Below are 14,279 nucleotides of genomic sequence, written 5' to 3'. Positions count from 1 at the left end.
GCCCTCGGCCGGCAGGCGCCCCGCCAGCTCCTCCAGCGCCGCCTCCACGGCGTCCAGACGGTCGGCCACGGCCGCGAGCGCCGACTCGTGGGCGTCCAGCGCCTTCCGCACCGGCGCCCACCCGCCGTCGTCCGGGCCCGGCTCGGGCGGGTCGTCCTCCCGCAGCTCGGAGATCCAGTCCTCGTCCTTGCCCTGCACGGAGAGGATCTCGAAGGTGCGCGCCTCGTCGCGCCGGTGGCGCCGCCGTTCCCTTCGGTCGGCCATGGCGACGACGGTACCGCCGGTGCCAGCCCGGTCCGCGGCAATCGCCCCGCCGGGGAACGGCGGGAGTGGACCGGCCTGGTCTCGGCCTAGTCGCGGACCTGCTGCGCCAGGTAGTGCGCCTCGCCGATCTGGTCCACCAGGTCGAGCTGCGACTCCAGCCAGTCGGCGTGCTCCTCCTCGCCGCGGAGGATCTCCTCCAGGAGCTGGCGGGAGCCGTGGTCACCCTCCTTGGTGCAGGTGACGATGCCCCTGTTCAGACGGGCGATCGCGTCGGTCTCGAGGGCGAGGGCGAGGCGCAGCTTCTCCAGCACCGTCTCGCCGACCTTCACCGGGCCCAGCCGCTGCATGTTGGGCACCCCGTCCAGGTAGAGGATGCGGTCGACGAGCTTCTCGGCGTCCTTCATCTCGTCGATGGAGTCGGCCCGGATGTGCTCGGCCAGCCGCGCGTAACCCCAGTTCTCGCACATCTTGGCGTCGACGAAGTACTGGTTGATCGCCGTCAGCTCGGCCGTCAACACGTCGTTGAGCAGGTCGACGATCCCCTTCGCTGCCTTCACCTGGCGCTCCTCCCTCGGGTCCGGCCCATTCGACCGCCGAACCGGGCCGGCGTCAAGCGGCGTGGGCCCCGGCGGCGGCGTCGGAGCCGAGACCGTACTCCGACAGCAGCGCCTCCAGCGCGGGCCAGCACCCGCCGCACCGCGACCCGGCGCCGCAGGACCGGCCGACGGCGCGCGGGTCCGAGGCGCCGGCCTCGATGGCCGCCCGGATCGCCCGGTCGGTCACGGCGCGGCAGTGGCAGATGAACATGGCTACCGGCGGTCCCCGGCCAGCGGGCCGTCGGCCGCCTGCCGCGGCTCGCTCCCACCCGCCCCCGGGCCCACCGACCGGACGACGCCGGGCACGCCGGCCCGCAGCAGCGCGGTGGCCGTCCGTAGCGGCACCGCCCGGCGGACGGGCCGCCGGTGGCCGAGGCCGGCCACCTCGCACGAGGGCCCGTTCGGCCCGAGGACGATGCGGACCCAGCTCACCCGCTGGAGGCCGAGCTCCGGGCAGGACGCCTGCCCGGTCGTCTGAGGGGAGCCTCTCACTGCTTCTTAGGTAACCCTAAGGAAGCCCAGGTGTCAACGGCCATCTCCCGTTCTCCGGACGGCAGGCACCACCCCTCGGTGGGCGACGTCCGGAGAACGCCGGTCAGTGCTGGTGGACCGGGCACCACCACGTCGTGCGCCCGCCGACCGTCGCCCGCGCCAGCGCCGTCCCGTCCCGCGGGCACCTGCCGCCGGGCGTGCGGGCGGGCATGAGGTCCCCCGAATGGGACCCGCCCCGGGCGATGAGGTCGGCCACCACGGCGCGGAGGTGGCGGTGGAGGCGGCGCAGCTCCGCCGGCGTGAGCGACCCGGCGGGACGGCGGGGATCGAGCCCCGCCCGCCACAGGGTCTCGTCGGCCAGGAGGTTGCCCACGCCGGCCAGGTGGGCCTGGTCCATCAGCCGCGCCTTCAGCGGCGCCGCGCTGCGGCCCAGGGCGGCCTTCAGCCCGGCGGGCGTGACGGTGAGGGCGTCCGCCCCCAGGCGTCGCTCGTCGGGGTCGAGGGCGACGCCGCCCAGGCGCCGGGGATCGTGGACCCGGAGGTGGCCGCCGTCGGCGAAGCGGACGCCGAAGCGGTCCCATGCGGCCAGCCCGGCGTCGCTGGCGTACAGCAGGCGGTCGACACCGGCCCGGCCGTCGACCACCAGCCGGCCCGTCATGCCGAACCGCAGGCCCAGGACGGGGCCACCGTCGGAGGTGTCGAGGAGGAGCAGCTTGCCGAGACGGCGGGCGCCGGTGAACGTGCGGCCGGTGAGCGCGGCGGCCACGGCGGCAGCGTCGACGCCCCCCTTCAGGAACCAGGCGTCCGGAGCGTCGACGTCGGAGACGGGCCGGCCCAGGGCAGCCGCCTCGGCCAGGAGGCGGTAGGCCTCGACCTCGGGGAGCTCGGGCACCGGGGCAAGGTACGCGGCGCCCGTAGAATCCTCGGGATGCCCGCCGAGGCCGCCGCGCCCGCGCCCAAGACCCGCTGGACGTCCCAGTGGAAGGAGCTCTTCTCCGAGGTGGTGACCTCGGGGCTGTGCACCGGTTGCGCCGGCTGCGTCGTCGCCTGCCCCCACGACGTCCTCGGCTACAACGACGAGGAGGGCGTCTACAGGCCGTTCCATCTCGAGGACGAGCTCGGCCCCGCCGACTGCGTCCACGGCCAGAAGGGCTGCACGTCCTGCACCCGGGCCTGCCCCCGCTTCCGCGACTGGGAGCCGGAGATCGACCAGCACCTCTTCGGCCGGGTGCGCAGGCCCGACGAGATGGAGGGCGTCTCCAAGGACATCATCCTGGCCCGCGCCGTCGACCCCGAGATCCACCAGAAGGGGCAGGACGGCGGCCTGGTGTCCGCCATCCTCCTGTGGGCGCTGGAGAAGGGCTACATCGACGCCGCCCTGGTGTCGTACCTGGAGGGCGACGGCACCAGCTGGAAGGCCGTCCCCGGCGTCGCCCGGACGCGCGAGGAGGTCCTGGCGTCGGCGGGCAGCCGCTACACGTACTCGGCCAACACCATGGCCTACGCCGAGGCCGTGGCCGGGGGCGCCGAGAAGCTGGCGCTGGTGGGCATGAGCTGCCAGTCGTCGGTGCCGCCCGTCCTCCAGCTGCGCAAGGCGGGGAAGCCGGCCCGCCGCTTCGCCCTCAACATCGGCCTCCTCTGCTCCAAGACGTTCGACGACGCCATCTTCGAGGAGCTGTTCGAGGCGAGGTACGGGCTCAAGAAGCAGGACATGGTGAAGATGAACATCAAGGGCGTCTTCCAGATCTGGATGCGCAACGGCGACTACCACGAGGTCCCGCTCAAGGAGTGCCACGCCTGGACGCGGGAGGGCTGCAAGCTCTGCCCCGACTTCGCCGCCGAGCACGCCGACATCTCCACCGGCGGCATCGGGGCGTTCAACGACTGGACGCTCACCATCGTCCGCACCGATCTCGGCCGGGAGATCATCGTGCGGATGCTCCAGGAGGGCGTCATCCAGGGCCGGCCGGGCGACGACGACCCGGGCGCCATCGCCCTGCTGCGCAAGCTGTCGATCGTCAGCCGCCGGCGCTGGCCGGAGACCGCCGTCCCGGCGCCGAAGGTCGGCGTGCCGCCGAAGGCGGCCAAGAAGGCGCCGGCCGCCCCGGCGGCGACGTAGCCGCGGCCCGGACGGCGGTCGGTGTGGCTGCTCAGTCCCTCGGAACGGCGGTGGCGGCGACGATCTGGTCGAGCACCGACTGGTCGGGCAGCGGCGGCGGGTCGATCGACGGGAACGCACGGATCTGGTCCAGCGCCTGGCCGATGAAGGGCCCCTCGATGACCGGCGTGTGGCAGCCGGCGATGGTGGTGATGTCGAGCGACTGCACGGCGTCCACGGAACGGCCGAACTTGTCGGGGTCGACCATGGCCAGCCACGGGCTCACCGCCCCGAAGGCGAACAGCGTCATCCCGAACCGCCAGAAGTCGGGGTCCAGGGCCTCGACCGGCATGTGCGGGTCGGGGAGCGGCGTGGCGAAGGAGTCCACGCCCCAGTAGACGCCGGTCGTCGGGTCGAACAGCCCTCGCGTCGTCGGGGAGTCGAACACCGGTGGCCGGACGGCGTGCAGCGTGCGGTCGCCGACGCTGAACGACTCGTCGTGCATGACCCACCGGCACCGGTCGATCGGGAAGTTGAAGCAGTTCGTGTGGCGCTCGACCATCGCCCAGTTGCAGACCAGCTGCGCGTTGGGGCATGCCGTCATCACCTGCTCGAGGTTGCCGGTGTGGTCGACGTCGTCGTGCGACAGGAAGACCCAGCGGACGTCCTTGGGCTCGACGAGCGAGAACACGTCGCTCAGCCACTGCTTGCGGTTGGCCGGCGTGCCGGTGTCGACGATGACCGGCTCCTTGCCCAGGATCACCATCGAGTTGATGTAGACGAACAGCGGCTGGCCGAGCGCCTCCTGCACCTGGTGGATCACGTAGGTGTCGGCCGCGATCTTCACCGGTGGGACGTCGATCGTCGGTACTACGGGCGCAAACGTCACGTCAGCTCCTTCGTGCTCGTGGCACGGCAGTCGCGCCTCGTCGCGGTGCGCGGCGTCACGATCCGCCGCCCGCGCCACCTCCCCCCGGAGCTGGAGCACGACGCTGCCAATGTTTGACGATCGGCACGCAGAATTCAAGCAGGCAAATGGTCCGCCTCCCGCCTCCTCCGGTGCTTACGACCACCGCATCAGGCGAGCGGGATTCCCGGCAACGACGCTCCGGCCGCCACCCCACCTACCGTTCCGACGGGTCGCCCCCGGCCGCGCCGTGCGCCTCCATCACGCGGCGCGCTGCCGCCGGCAACGACAGCCGTTCGGCCAGGGCCCGGTCCCGGAGCACGTCGAACGCCTCCGCACGGCTCAGGTCCCCGCGGGCCATGAGCATCCCGGTTGCCTGACCGATGAGCGCCTGGTGGCCGACCGTCTCCACCAGCCCCTCGATCATCTCGAGGGAGTAGGCGTACAGCGGCGAGGTGGCCAGGACATCGGCGGCGTAGCTGGCCAGCGGCGCCGCGACCTGCGCGGTGTCCTCGTCGAAGGCCTGGGGCCGGCGCGAGTACAGGTTCAACGCGCCCACCGTGCGCCCGCCGGCGACCAGTGGGAACGACGCGATGCTGTTGATGCCGAGGTCCAGCGCGCCGGGGGCGAAGCGGGAGTAGCGGACCTCGGTACCGATCAGGTCGACCCGCACCACGTTCGAGTCGGTGATGGCGTCCAGGCACGGCCCCTGACCCGTCCCGTACTGCACGAGGTCGACCTCGAAGACGACCCGATCGGTCGCCGCCGGCGTCGTCGGCTTCCCGACGATGACGAGGGTGACGCCGGCGGCGTCGCAGTTGGCGACGGTCCGCTTGGCGAGAGCCACCACCGCTTCGAGCTGCGCGGGCAGCGTGCGCTGGGTCCTCACCAGCTTCACGACCCGGGCCATCCGCTCGGCGAACTCCTCGGGGAGAGCTGACATCGGCCGTGCTCCTGCGACGGTGCAGCGCGCCTGCTCGTTCAAGCCCGTCGCCTGTCGTCGTGGCCTACCCCGGCCGTTGCCGTCCGAACCCCCGCCGCGGGACCGAGGGGCCGGCTCCCGCGGTGGAGGCTCGGTGGAGGCGGTCCCGCTCAGCCGGCGGCGGCCAGGGCGGTGCGGATCTGGTCCAGGTGGGACCGGTCGTGGGACGCCACGATGTCGGCCAGCGCGGCCAGCGTGATCGGCCCCCGCTCCTCGTGGACGCCCTCGCGGGCCCACTCGTCGGGGCCCAGCGACGCGAACAGGCGGATGTTGGCGTCCCGGAGGGCGCGCCACCGCTGGAGGGTGTCCCGCACCGCGCCGTCGAGGCCGGAGCAGCGGGCGGCCCACGCCTGCTCGTCGAACGCGGGCAGGAACGGGCGGTCGCCGGTGAGGATCATGCGGGCCCGGACGCTGTAGACCAGCTCGGCGTCCGCCAGGTGGGCGACCACGGTCGCCGCCGACCACTCGCCCGCGGCCGGGGAGCGACCCAGCCGGCCGGCGTCGACGCCCGACACCAGCGACACGAGGTCGAGGGCGGTGGAGCGCAGGCGTTCGAGGGCGGTCGCCACCACGGGCCCACCTCAGCACGAAGCGGCGCGGTAGACAACCCGGCCATGATGGACGCCGACGCGCTGCACGCCCTGCTCACGGTGCTGGCGGGCGTCGTCACCGGCGTGCTCTCGGCGTCGCTCGGCATCGGGGGCGCCATGGTGTCCACCCCCGCCATCCGCCTGCTCGGCGTGAGCGCCGCCTTCGCGGTGGCGACGACGCTGCCGGCGATCCTCCCGAGCGCGGTCTCGGGCACCCTTCGCTACACCCGTGAGCGACTGGTGCGGTGGGACGTCGTGGCGTGGACGGCGCCCCCCGGGGTCGTGGCCGCGGTGGCCGGGTCGCAGCTGTCGCAGGACGTGCCGGGCGAGGGCCACGTCCTCATGCTGGCGACAGCGGGCCTCCTCGGGTTCAGCGCCTGGCGCATGGCGCGGGACGACGACGGCCCTCGGGAGGAGGGCGCCGGCGAGGGGGAGGCGCCGCCGCTGCGGCGGCGCCTGACGGCGGGCATCGGGACGGCGGCGGGCATGATGTCCGGGCTCCTCGGCGTGGGCGGCGGGGTGGTCATGGTGCCGGCGTTCGGCGAGCTGGCCGGGCTCCCCCTCAAGCAGGCCGTCGCCACGTCGCTCGCCTGCGTCGGCATCATCACCGTCCCCGCCACCGCCGCCCACTCCGTGCTCGGGAACATCGACTGGCCCACCGCCGGGTGGCTGTCCCTCGGCGTGGTGCCCGGGGCCCGCGTCGGGGCCGCGCTCGCGGTCCGGCTCAGCGACCGCCATCTGAGGACGATGGTGGCGGGCTTCCTCGGCGCCGTCGCGGTCGTCTACGCGGCGGGCGAGGTGGTCGGCCTGGTCAGGGGCTGACTGCTCCGAGGGCGCGGGCCCGGGCGAACACGGCGTCGAACATCTCCTCGGTCAGGCGCCCGGTGAAGGTGTTCTGCTGGCTCGGGTGGTACGAGCACACCACGGTGCGCCCGTCGCCGAGCGACGCCTCGACGCCGTGGCCGAAGCGGGGACGGGGGCGGAGGCCGGCCAGCCGGGCCACCGCCTCGTAGGCGAACCCGCCGAGGGCCACGATCACCCGCACCGTCGCCAGCTCCGCCATCTCCCGCGCCAGGTACCCCACACAGGTGTCCCGTTCGGTCGGCGTCGGCTTGTTGTCGGGCGGGGCGCAGCGGACGACGGCGGCCACGTAGGCGCCGTGGAGCACGAGGCCGTCGTCGACGGCGACGCTCTCGGGCTGGTTGGCGAAGCCGGCCCGGTGCAGGGCGGCGTAGAGCCAGTCGCCCGAGCGGTCGCCGGTGAAGACCCGTCCCGTGCGGTTCCCCCCGTGGGCGGCGGGGGCGAGGCCGACGACCAGGAGGGTGGCCTCCGCGTCGCCGAACCCGGGGACCGGTCGGCCCCAGTACGGCTCCGTCGCGAACGACGCCCGCTTCTCGGCCGCCACCTTCTCCCGCCACGCCACCAGCCGCGGACAGCGTCGGCACTGGACCACCTCGGCGGTGATGGCGGCCAGGCCGGGCGCCGGCGGGATCGACACGGACCGAGAGTAGGTTGCCTCGGCATGCCGAGACGCCCCAAGCCGCCTCCGGCGACCCTCGTCCTGTTCGTCCGCCACGGGGTCACCGCCACCACCGGCAAGGTGCTCCCCGGTCGCGCCAGGGGCCTCCAGCTGGCCGACGCCGGCCGCGCCCAGGCGGAGGCGGTGGCCGAGCGGCTGGCCGGGCTGAAGAAGGTGGCGGCGGTCTACACGTCGCCGCTCGAGCGGACGCGGGAGACGGCGGCGCCCATCGGCGCCCGGCTCGGGGTCAAGGTGACCGCCGAGCGCGGGCTGCTGGAATGCGACTTCGGGGAGTGGACGGGCGAGGAGCTGAAGGTCCTGTTCAAGCGGCCCGAGTGGGCGACGGTCCAGCGCTACCCGAGCGGGTTCCGCTTCCCGTCCGGCGAGTCGTTCCGCGAGATGTCCACGCGCGTCACCGACACGGTGGCCCGCCTGCGCGCCCGCCACCCGGGCGAGACGATCGTGGCGGTGTCGCATGCCGACCCCATCAAGGCGGCGGTGGCCGACGCCGCCGGCACCCCGCTCGACCTGTTCCAGCGCATCGTCATCTCCCCGTGCTCGGTGTCGGCCATCGCCTACACCGACGGCGGCCCGATCGTCCTGACGGTCAACTCGATGGGCGACCTGGCGGAGCTGAAGGCGTCGTGACGCCCCCGGCGTGCGGCGCCGGGCGGGCACCGGCCGGGCGACCGGCGGTGCGGCCATGAGCGAGTCGTACGAGCTGCTGGACGTCGACAAGTTCACCGTCGGCGCGCTCGGGCGGCCCGGGCAGCGGCTGTTCCTGCTCCAGGCCAGGGCGGGCGCCCAGGTCGTCACCTTGAAGGTCGAGAAGATCCAGGTGGCCGCCCTGGCGGCCCACCTGGGCACCATGCTCGAGGAGCTGCCCCGGCCCGGGCACCTGCCCGAGGACCTGGAGCTGGAGACGCCGGCCGAGCCCGAGTGGGTGGTCGGCAGCCTGGGCGCCTCCTACGACGACGCCCTGGACCGCCTGCTCCTGGTGGCCGAGGAGGCCGTCCCCGAGGGCGAGGAGGCGGCCGAGGCGAGGTTCGGCCTCACCCGCGAGCAGGTCGCCGCCCTGGCCATCCGGGGCACGCGGCTGGTGGAGGCGGGGCGGCCCCCGTGCCCCCTCTGCGGCTACCCACTGGACGAGAGAGGCCACGATTGCCCGCGGACGAACGGGCACCGTCCACCGACGCTCTGACCGTCCTTTCGCGCGGTGGGGTGGAGGTCCGCGGTCGCATGCCGTGGAGCTCGAACGCCACCTTCCTGGTCGAGCTGTGCCACGAGGGGGTGTCCATGCCGGCCGTGTACAAGCCGACCCGGGGCGAGCGGCCACTGTGGGACTTCCCCGGGGGGCTCCACCGGCGGGAGGTGGCCGCCTACCGCCTGTCGGAGGCCCTGGGATGGGGCGTGGTGCCCGAGACCGTGATCCGGGAGGAGGCGCCGCTCGGCCCCGGGTCGCTGCAGCGCTTCGTCCCCGCCGACTTCACCCAGCACTACTTCACCCTGCTCGAGCGGCCCGAGCTGCACGACGCGCTGCGCACCATCTGCACCTTCGACCTGGTCGCCAACAACGCCGACCGCAAGGGCGGCCACTGCCTGCTGGACGAGGACGGCCGGGTCTGGGCCATCGACAACGGCCTGTGCTTCCACACCGACCCGGGCCTGCGCACCGTGATCTGGGACTTCGCCGGGGAGGCGGTGCCCCCCGCCCTCCTCGACGACGTCGCCCGCGTCGTGGCCGCGCCGGAGACGGGCCTGGAGGACCTGCTCGACGCCGCCGAGGTCGACGCCCTCCGCCGCCGCGGCAGGGCCCTGCTGGCCCGGCCCCGGTTCCCCGACGCGGGGACGTCCCGCTACGCCTACCCCTGGCCGCTGGTCTGACGAGCGCGCCGGCCGGCGGCGCTACCCCTCGGCCGCCGGGGCGCCCTCGGCCGGGGGCGGGGCGCTCGCCACCTCGAAGACCACCTTGTCGGCCACCAACGGGTCGAACGGCGTCTTGTCGCCCTTGAGGAGCACCACCCACACGAAGTGCTCGCCGCCTCCCAGCTCCGGGACGTTGACCACCAGGTCCGCCGAGTGGATGACCCCGCGCTCGACGGGCACGGGATCGCCCATGGCCGTCGGCTCGCGGTTGACGAACAGGGCGAAGTGGCCGGTGGCGCCGGACGTGTCGGGGCCGGCCGGCGCCGGCTGCACGCCCTCCACCTCGATGCTGATGGCCACCGGGGCGCCCGCCTCGTTCTTCTCGGGCGCCGAGGCGTTCAGCGTCGGGGGCTTCACCTGCATGGTGGCGGTGGCCAGGTGGTCGTTCATGCGGCGGCCCGCCCCGTCGGCCACCACCACGGAGACCTCGTGGCTGCCGGCGTCCAGGCCGGTGACGCGGACCGGGTTCTCGAACGCCTCGATGACGCCCTCGCCCGGCTCCACCTCGGCGCCGACGGGCACCGGTTCGGCGTCCACGAACACCACGAAGTGGCCGGTGCGGCCCGACGTGTCGCCGTCGGGTTCCACCACGCGCAGCCGCGACGCCGACAGCTCGAGGGTGGCCGTGTTGCCGAGCAGCACCCCGTCCTCGGGGATCCCGGCGATCTCCAGGTCGGCGCCGGCGTTGCGCCGCCGCAGCTCACGGGCGCGCTCGAAGCTGTCGTCGCCGCCACAGCCCGCCAGCGCGCCGAGCGCCACCGTGACCGCCAGACCTGCCGCCAGCCGACTCCTCACGCATCTCCTCCTGGGTCCCGTGCCTCCAGCGCGTCGAGCAGCCGGGGCAGCACCTTGGTGACGTCGCCTACCACGCCGAGGTCGGCGATGGCGAAGATGGGCGCGTCACGGTCCTTGTTGATGGCCACGATGTGCCTGGCCCCCTTCATGCCCACCAGGTGCTGGGTCGCACCCGAGATGCCGCACGCCACGTACACCGTCGGCTTCACCGTCTTGCCCGTCTGGCCCACCTGGTAGGCGTAGGGGACCCAGCCGGCGTCCACGATGGCCCGGGTCGCCGCCGGCGCGCCGCCGAGGCGCCGGGCCAGGCGCTCCACCAGCTCGAAGCGCGCCGGGTCGCCCAGGCCCCGGCCGCCGGCCACGACCACGGCCGCCTCGTCCAGGCTCGGGCCCGAACGCTCCTCGGCGTGGCTGCGGGTGACGGTGGCGGCGCCGGCCGCCCCCGGGTCGGGCACCGGGACGACCTCGACGGGCGGCTCGGGCCGCCCCTCGGCCGGCTCGGCCGGCTCGGCCGCGAACGACTTGGGACGGAAGACGAGCAGCTGCGGGGCGCCGGCCGTGAGCCGGGCCCGCACCACGGTGGCGCCGCCGAACACGGCGTGCTCGGCCACCAGGTCGGTGCCCGACACGGTGACGCCCACGGCGTTGGTCAGCACCGGCAGGTCCAGCCGGGCCGAGAGGCGGCCGGCCACGTCGCGCTGGTCGTAGGTGGTGGCGAGGAAGACGGCGTCGGGCCGGTCGCCCGCCCCGATGCGGGCGGCGAGGGCGGCGGCCACCGGCACGCCCGGCAGCGACGACCCCACGCCCTCGACCGCGAGCACCCGGCTCGCCCCGTGGCGGCCGAGGGCGGGCGCCATGGCGGCGGCGCCGTCGCCCCACGTGACCGCCTCGACCGTCGTCGCCAGCCGGCGGGCGGCGGTGAGCAGCTCGAGGCCCACGCCGATCGGCGCGTCGCCGGACGGCTCCGCCACCACCCAGATGCGTCCCAGTGCCACCCGCTAGTACCGGGACCCGGAACGTCTGCCGCGTGCGCAGCGGGACGGGGCGAGCGGAGCGGACGAATGAGGCCGCAGCACTAGACGACCTTCAGCCGTTCGAGGTACTCGACGATGCGCTCGTGGGCCTCGCCCGCGTCCTCGACCACCTCGCCCGCCTTGCGGGCCTCGGCGGCAGCCACCTCGGTGATCTCCTGGCGGGCGCCCTCCCAGCCGACGTGGGCGGCGGCGAGCCCCAGGTCGGCCACGGTGACCTGGTCGACCGGCTTCCCCTTGGCCGCCATGATCCCCTTGAACGACGGGTACCGGGGCTCGACCACCCCGGCGGTGACGGTGACCAGGGCGGGCAGCGGGCAGGCCACCTCGTCGTAGCCGGCCTCGGTCTGGCGCTCGACGTGCAGGGAGCCACCCGCCACCTCCACCTTCCTGGCGAACGTCACCGACGGCAGGCCGAGCAGCTCGGCCAGCTGGACGGGCACGGTGCCCGTGTAGCCGTCGGTGGACTCGGTGGCCGCCACGACGAGGTCGGGGTCTATCCGGCGCACGGCCGCCGCCAGGACCTTGGCGGTGGCGAGGGCATCAGACCCGGCGAGGGCGTCGTCGCTGACGAGGACGGCCCGGTCCGCGCCCATGGCGAGGGCCGTGCGCAGCCCCCCGGTCTCGCCCCGCGGGGCCATGGAGACGGCGACCACCTCGCCGCCGCCGGCGGCGTCCACGAGCCGGAGGGCCATCTCGACCCCGTAGGCGTCGGAGTCGTCGAGGATGAGCCGCCCGTCGCGGACGAGGGTGTTGGTGGCGGGGTCGAGGCGGCCCGGCGTGGCCGGGTCGGGGATCTGCTTGACGCACACCGCGACCTTCATGCCCTGCATACTCGCCCACCCGCGCGGCCGCTACCAACCGGACCGAAGTAGCGTCGCGGCATCCTGACCGAGCGAGGAGGCGGCGTGTCCACACGGGACGAGGTGCGATTGGCCGTCCCCGCCACTCCCGAGTTCCTGCGCCTCGCCCGCGTCACCGCGTCGGGCATCGCCAGCCGCCTCGGCTTCACCATCGACGAGGTCGAGGACCTCCGGCTCGCCATCGACGAGCTGTGCTTCGTGCTGATCGGCAACAAGGACCGCGACGGCACCGTCGACCTGCGTTACAGCATCGACCGCGATCGGCTCGAGGTCGAGGGGGTGGGCAACTTCGAGCACGACGAGACCGACCCCATGCTGACGGCGTTCAGCCGCCAGATCCTCGGGGCGCTCCTCGACGACTACGACGTCTACCGGAACGAGCAGGGCCGGTCGTGCTTCCGCCTCATGAAGCGCCGCCAGTCCGAGCCGGCGCCGTGACGTTCGACGCAGACCAGCGCGAGGACCTGCGGCGGAAGTTCGCCGAGTTCGCCGAGACGCGCTCCCCCACCACCCGCGACGAGCTGATCGAGGCCCATCTGGGGCTGGCCGAGTACCTGGCCCGCCGGTTCTCCAACCGGGGCGAGCCGCTGGACGACCTCGTGCAGGTGGCCTCCGTCGGCCTGCTGAAGGCCGTCGACCGCTTCGACCCGGGCCGCGGCGTCGAGTTCTCGACCTACGCGACGCACACCATCGTGGGCGAGCTGAAGCGGCACTTCCGGGACAAGGGCTGGGCGGTGCGGGCGCCCCGTCGCATGCAGGAGCTGTACCTGCGCCTCGGCAAGATCGTCAGCACGCTCAGCCAGGAGGTGGGCCGCTCACCGACCATCCCGGAGCTGGCCAACGAGGCCCAGGTCTCGGAGGAGGAGGTGCTCGAGGCGCTCGAGGCCGGGCAGGCGTACCGCTTCGCCTCGCTGGACGCCCCCAGCCCGGGCGACGACGACGGCGACAGCATGAGCTCGCATCTCGGCGCCGAGGACGCCGGGATGATCGACGCCGAGCACCGCGTCGCCCTCTCCCCCCTGCTGGCCCAGCTGCCGCAGCGGGAGCAGACGATCCTCCACCTGCGGTTCTTCGAGGGCATGACCCAGTCGGAGATCGCCTCGCGGCTCGGCATCAGCCAGATGCACGTGTCGCGCCTCTTGGCCCGCAGCCTGGCGCAGCTCCGGGCCGCTGCCGAAGACTCGTAGCCGGGAGGCAGCGGGTGAGGCTGCTCCTCGTCGTCAACGTCGCTGCGTCGGGGGTGTCGGCGCGCACGTGCGGGCTGGTCGAGCAGGAGCTCTCCGCCCACCACGACGTCACCGTGGTGAAGACCACCGCCCGGTGGCATGCGTGCAGCCTGGCCAAGGAGGGCTCCGACGACGGGGCCGACGCGGTGGTCGTGTTCGGCGGCGACGGAGCCGTCAACGAGGCGGCCAACGGCCTGGTAGGGACCTCCACCGCCCTCGCCGCCCTCCCCGGCGGGTCCACCAACGTGTTCGCCCGCACCGTCGGGCTGGCCAACCGCCCCGAGAAGGCGGTGCACCAGGTGGTGGCCGCCCTCGAAGCCCGGTCGGTCCGCCGGGTCGGCATGGGGCGGGCGGGCGACCGCTGGTTCCTGTTCCACCTGGGCATCGGCTACGACGCCGCCGTGGTCGCCCAGGTCGAGCAGCGCGGCGGCCTCAAGCGGTGGCTGGGCCACGGGCTGTTCGCCGTCGCCGCCGTGAACACGTGGGTCCGCGGCTACGACCGCAGCCGGCCCCGGTTCTCGGTGCGGCTGCCCGACGGGTCGACCATCGACGACGGGTACTTCGCCATCTGCTCCAAGACCGACCCGTACACCTTCCTCGGGCCGCAACCCTTCCGGGTCAACCCCGGCGTCGGGTTCGACACCCCGCTCGGCCTCGTCGTGCTCCGGGACCTGAGCGCGTCCACCCTCCTCGGCGCCGCGGCTGCCGCCCTCCGAGGTGGCACCGACCTGGGCGGCCGGGCCTGCGTGGAGCAGCGTTCCGGTCTCGAGCAGCTCACCGTCACGGGCAACGGCCCGTTCCCGTACCAGGTCGACGGCGACTTCCTGGGCGAGACCGAGTCCCTGGAGATCACTCACCGGGCGTCGTGCCTGGACGTGGTGGTCCCGGTCCCGGAGGAACCCACCGGCGACGGCTGACCGCCGGCGGGTTCCTCCGGGACCGGGACCACCACGTCCAGGCACGACGCCCGGTGAGTGATCTCCAGGGACT

At 74.0% G+C, this 14,279-nt stretch carries 20 protein-coding genes; 8 read left to right on the top strand and 12 right to left on the bottom strand.

The window, feature by feature from the left end; all coding sequences use genetic code 11:
• From VM242_05520 to VM242_05500, 5 genes are all read right to left on the bottom strand, one after another.
• Positions 1–264: hypothetical protein (locus VM242_05520; protein ID HVM04610.1), on the bottom strand; the 264-nt coding region annotated here is incomplete at its 3' end.
• 86 nt (positions 265–350) lie between these two features.
• Positions 351–821, bottom strand: coding sequence for a bacterioferritin (gene bfr / locus VM242_05515; protein HVM04609.1), 471 nt, complete (start codon positions 819–821; stop codon positions 351–353).
• A gap of 52 nt (positions 822–873) precedes the next feature.
• Positions 874–1,071, bottom strand: a complete 198-nt coding sequence (locus VM242_05510; GenBank protein ID HVM04608.1) for a (2Fe-2S)-binding protein — start codon at positions 1,069–1,071, stop codon at positions 874–876.
• A 2-nt stretch (positions 1,072–1,073) separates the two neighbouring features.
• On the bottom strand, positions 1,074–1,352 hold the full coding sequence (locus VM242_05505; protein ID HVM04607.1) for a hypothetical protein: 279 nt from the start codon (positions 1,350–1,352) through the stop codon (positions 1,074–1,076).
• Positions 1,353–1,455: 103 nt separating this feature from the next.
• Entirely contained in the window at positions 1,456–2,244 is a 789-nt protein-coding gene (locus VM242_05500) for a DNA-formamidopyrimidine glycosylase family protein (GenBank protein HVM04606.1), read from the bottom strand.
• 36 nt (positions 2,245–2,280) lie between these two features.
• Between VM242_05500 and VM242_05495 the strand changes: the two genes are divergently transcribed.
• Complete coding sequence (locus VM242_05495) at positions 2,281–3,471, top strand: Coenzyme F420 hydrogenase/dehydrogenase, beta subunit C-terminal domain (GenBank protein HVM04605.1); 1,191 nt, start codon at positions 2,281–2,283, stop codon at positions 3,469–3,471.
• A 31-nt stretch (positions 3,472–3,502) separates the two neighbouring features.
• Here the strand turns inward: VM242_05495 and VM242_05490 are convergent, their stop codons facing one another.
• From VM242_05490 to VM242_05480, 3 genes are all read right to left on the bottom strand, one after another.
• Positions 3,503–4,339: an MBL fold metallo-hydrolase gene (locus tag VM242_05490; GenBank protein HVM04604.1), complete on the bottom strand. Its 837-nt coding sequence runs from the start codon at positions 4,337–4,339 to the stop codon at positions 3,503–3,505.
• A gap of 235 nt (positions 4,340–4,574) precedes the next feature.
• Entirely contained in the window at positions 4,575–5,300 is a 726-nt protein-coding gene (locus VM242_05485; GenBank protein ID HVM04603.1) for a GAF and ANTAR domain-containing protein, read from the bottom strand.
• Positions 5,301–5,449: 149 nt separating this feature from the next.
• Positions 5,450–5,908 carry a DinB family protein gene (locus tag VM242_05480; protein HVM04602.1) on the bottom strand — a complete coding sequence of 153 codons (459 nt, stop codon included), beginning with the start codon at positions 5,906–5,908 and terminating at the stop codon, positions 5,450–5,452.
• A 45-nt stretch (positions 5,909–5,953) separates the two neighbouring features.
• On the opposite strand from VM242_05480, the gene VM242_05475 reads away from it, so the two are divergent.
• Positions 5,954–6,751 (top strand): sulfite exporter TauE/SafE family protein, encoded by a 798-nt coding sequence (locus VM242_05475; protein ID HVM04601.1) that lies wholly within the window; start codon positions 5,954–5,956, stop codon positions 6,749–6,751.
• On the opposite strand, the gene VM242_05470 is transcribed toward VM242_05475, so the two are convergent.
• Positions 6,741–7,427 (bottom strand): uracil-DNA glycosylase, encoded by a 687-nt coding sequence (locus tag VM242_05470; GenBank protein HVM04600.1) that lies wholly within the window; start codon positions 7,425–7,427, stop codon positions 6,741–6,743. The two genes, VM242_05475 and VM242_05470, sit on opposite strands and share 11 nt — an antisense overlap.
• Positions 7,428–7,451: 24 nt before the next feature.
• Here VM242_05470 and VM242_05465 point away from each other — a divergent pair, with 24 nt between their 5' ends.
• Genes VM242_05465 through VM242_05455 form a run of 3 tightly spaced genes read left to right on the top strand, consistent with a single transcriptional unit; the run spans position 7,452 to position 9,332 of the window.
• Positions 7,452–8,096, top strand: a complete 645-nt coding sequence (locus VM242_05465) for an MSMEG_4193 family putative phosphomutase (protein HVM04599.1) — start codon at positions 7,452–7,454, stop codon at positions 8,094–8,096.
• 55 nt (positions 8,097–8,151) lie between these two features.
• Positions 8,152–8,649 carry a DUF3090 family protein gene (locus VM242_05460; GenBank protein HVM04598.1) on the top strand — a complete coding sequence of 166 codons (498 nt, stop codon included), beginning with the start codon at positions 8,152–8,154 and terminating at the stop codon, positions 8,647–8,649.
• Positions 8,610–9,332, top strand: a complete 723-nt coding sequence (locus VM242_05455) for an SCO1664 family protein (GenBank protein ID HVM04597.1) — start codon at positions 8,610–8,612, stop codon at positions 9,330–9,332. The genes VM242_05460 and VM242_05455 overlap by 40 nt, the downstream gene beginning before the upstream one ends.
• 21 nt (positions 9,333–9,353) lie before the next feature.
• On the opposite strand, the gene VM242_05450 is transcribed toward VM242_05455, so the two are convergent.
• From VM242_05450 to VM242_05440, 3 genes are all read right to left on the bottom strand, one after another.
• On the bottom strand, positions 9,354–10,169 hold the full coding sequence (locus tag VM242_05450; protein ID HVM04596.1) for a DUF4399 domain-containing protein: 816 nt from the start codon (positions 10,167–10,169) through the stop codon (positions 9,354–9,356).
• The gene (locus tag VM242_05445) at positions 10,166–11,164 is read right to left on the bottom strand and encodes an electron transfer flavoprotein subunit alpha/FixB family protein (GenBank protein ID HVM04595.1); all 999 of its coding nucleotides are present in this window, start codon (positions 11,162–11,164) and stop codon (positions 10,166–10,168) included. The genes VM242_05450 and VM242_05445 overlap by 4 nt, the downstream gene beginning before the upstream one ends.
• An 80-nt stretch (positions 11,165–11,244) precedes the next feature.
• The gene (locus tag VM242_05440; protein ID HVM04594.1) at positions 11,245–12,024 is read right to left on the bottom strand and encodes an electron transfer flavoprotein subunit beta/FixA family protein; all 780 of its coding nucleotides are present in this window, start codon (positions 12,022–12,024) and stop codon (positions 11,245–11,247) included.
• An 84-nt stretch (positions 12,025–12,108) separates the two neighbouring features.
• On the opposite strand from VM242_05440, the gene VM242_05435 reads away from it, so the two are divergent.
• From VM242_05435 to VM242_05425, 3 genes are read left to right on the top strand one after another with little or no spacing between them, the layout of a single operon-like run.
• Positions 12,109–12,501, top strand: coding sequence for an ATP-binding protein (locus tag VM242_05435; GenBank protein ID HVM04593.1), 393 nt, complete (start codon positions 12,109–12,111; stop codon positions 12,499–12,501).
• Complete coding sequence (locus VM242_05430) at positions 12,498–13,250, top strand: SigB/SigF/SigG family RNA polymerase sigma factor (GenBank protein ID HVM04592.1); 753 nt, start codon at positions 12,498–12,500, stop codon at positions 13,248–13,250. The genes VM242_05435 and VM242_05430 overlap by 4 nt, the downstream gene beginning before the upstream one ends.
• A 14-nt stretch (positions 13,251–13,264) precedes the next feature.
• Complete coding sequence (locus VM242_05425; GenBank protein HVM04591.1) at positions 13,265–14,206, top strand: diacylglycerol kinase family protein; 942 nt, start codon at positions 13,265–13,267, stop codon at positions 14,204–14,206.
• Positions 14,207–14,279 lie beyond the last annotated feature (73 nt).

This window comes from Acidimicrobiales bacterium, assembly GCA_035540975.1.
Taxonomy (GTDB): Bacteria; Actinomycetota; Acidimicrobiia; order Acidimicrobiales.
Note: the sequence above shows the minus strand (reverse complement) of the source record. Positions and strands in the feature narration are given on the sequence as shown.